Origin of the sequence: Bacillus cereus, assembly GCF_002567495.1 — a bacterium.
Taxonomy (GTDB): domain Bacteria; phylum Bacillota; class Bacilli; order Bacillales; family Bacillaceae_G; genus Bacillus_A; species Bacillus_A cereus_AQ.
Genome location: NZ_NVAP01000102.1, coordinates 1 through 2,384 on the forward strand (window position 1 = coordinate 1; position 2,384 = coordinate 2,384).

Consider the following 2,384-nt stretch of genomic DNA (forward strand, 5'->3'; position numbering starts at 1 on the left):
AATTATGGTGCGACAAGAAGTCGCATTCTCACAGTGTAGCTTCCGCTACTAGACTAGATGCAAAGGCTATCTCCATCCGAAACTGCGGACTTGGTAACGGGCTCGTAGGTTGCATGAGGAATTGTGGAAACAGAGAGTCTGTACATGACTCGGAATACCGCTAGGAGAAGACAGGTATGGTGAACGAGAGTGAAGGTTCGCAAGCTTCGTAATCGTTAGCTTGGGATAATGTACAGCTTTGCCCAGGTCTTGATAAGAGGAAAGGTAGTCTCATAATGCTACCGCGTTGCATCCCACAACTTATCCGGAGTAAAGAGCCCGCCTAACCCTGTCGCATCTGTGAAATGTGAAACTTGGTAAGCCCTATGTCATCTGCATGAGCAGTAGGATGACTGCAAAGCCAAACGATGTGGCAGAGGGTAAAGGATATTAGAGAAAGCAAAAGCCGCTAGCCGAAAGGAAACAGGAAAGCATAGAAATATGTATAACTGAGCGGATATTGTCGTCCTTACGGACAAACCCATGACAAGCCTGAAAGGGAGCCCACTTCTTATAGGTCTTCAACATGGAAATACATTTGTAAGTTATCTTCTGACGAATAGGAGCGTGCAGTTATGAACACCTCAGAACGAGCGTCGGCGCACGTCTCGTATACAAACTGGAACACAGTGGACTGGAAAGCAGTTCAGATGTATGTGACGAAGTTACGACAAAGAATTTACCGTGCCGAACAGTTACAGCAACAAAGAAAGGTAAGAAAACTTCAACGCTTACTCATGAGAAGCGAAGCAAACTTACTGTTATCAATTAGACGAGTAACACAGCAGAATAAAGGAAAGCGAACAGCAGGTGTTGATGAACATACAGCCTTGAGTCGCAGAGAAAGAAATCTTCTCTATGAGCAACTCAAAAAGTTAAATACGCTACAACACCGACCAAAACCAGCAAAACGTATATACATTGTGAAGAAAAACGGAAAATTGCGACCGTTGGGCATCCCAACTATAAAGGATAGGGTATATCAAAATATAGTGCGAAATGCCATTGAACCACAGTGGGAAGCCAGATTTGAAGCTATTTCTTACGGGTTTCGTCCTAAGCGAAGTACCCATGATGCCATACGAAGCATTTTCAATAGAATCAACGGGGGCACAAAGAAGAAATGGATATTTGAAGGAGATTTTCAGGGCTGTTTTGATCATCTCAACCATGAGTGGATACTCAAACAAACTTCATACTTCCCAGGAAGAAAACTATTGAAGCGATGGCTCAAGATGGGATACATGGAGCAAAGTTTTTTCGCGGAAACGCAAGAAGGTACTCCACAAGGAGGAATTATCTCGCCACTTCTCGCTAACATTGCCCTTCATGGAATGGAAGAAACCTTGGGAATTACTTACAAGAAAAACTATAAAGCTAATGATAGTTATATTATGAATCCTGCTTGCAAATTTACCCTTATCCGTTACGCAGATGATTTTGTGGTCTTAACGGAGACAAAAGAACAAGCACTCTCTGTATATATGAGACTTCGTCCCTACTTAAAGGACAGGGGATTGGAATTAAGCCCTGAAAAGACGAAGGTTACACATATTGAGGAAGGATTTGAGTTCCTAGGATTCTTGATTCGGCAGTACCAAACTGAACAGGGGAATAAACTGTTCATCAAACCAAGTAAGGGCAGTAGACAGAAAGCGAAGAAGAAAATTGGAGATACTTTACGTGTCATGAGGGGTCAACCCATCGGAGAAATCATCCGAGTGCTTAATCCTATTATCAGAGGATACGGGCAATACTGGAAATATGTCGTTTCTAAGAAAATCTTTGGTACAATGGATAGCTATATCTATTGGAGAATCGGCAAACATCTTCGACAGCTCCATCCAAAGAAGTCGTGGAAATGGATATATGCAAGATATTACAGGCATCCACATCATGGTGGAAATGCTTGGACACCAACCTGCCCGAAAACAAATATCCAACTCTTACATATGTCATGGATTAAGATTGAGAGACACAACATGGTGAAATTCAAAAATAGTCCTGATGACCCAACATTGAAAGAATACTGGGAAAAAAGAGACCGTAAGGTATTTGATACGGAAAACACGATGGATAGAATGAAGCTGGCTAGAAAACAAGGTTACCGCTGTGCTATCTGCAAAACTCCACTACAAAACGGGGAAAAGGTAGTCGTAAAAGACATGCCTGTTCCGCAACACCTCATATCGTCTAATTTAAACTTAAAATTAGTTCACTTACCTTGCCTATACTAAAGGGACTGAAATCGGATAAAAAGAAGGCTTGAGCCGTATGATGGGAAACTGTCACGTACGGTTCTGAGGGGAGTTGGGGGCAGTGATGCCCCCCGCTTACCCGACTAA

The 2,384-nt window shown here is 42.6% G+C and carries 1 protein-coding gene; it reads left to right on the plus strand.

Annotated features, from left to right (window positions below):
* Positions 1–614: 614 nt before the first annotated feature.
* Positions 615–2,276 carry a group II intron reverse transcriptase/maturase gene (gene ltrA / locus COK05_RS30420; RefSeq protein WP_098615484.1) on the plus strand — a complete coding sequence of 554 codons (1,662 nt, stop codon included), beginning with the start codon at positions 615–617 and terminating at the stop codon, positions 2,274–2,276.
* Positions 2,277–2,384: the final 108 nt, after the last annotated feature.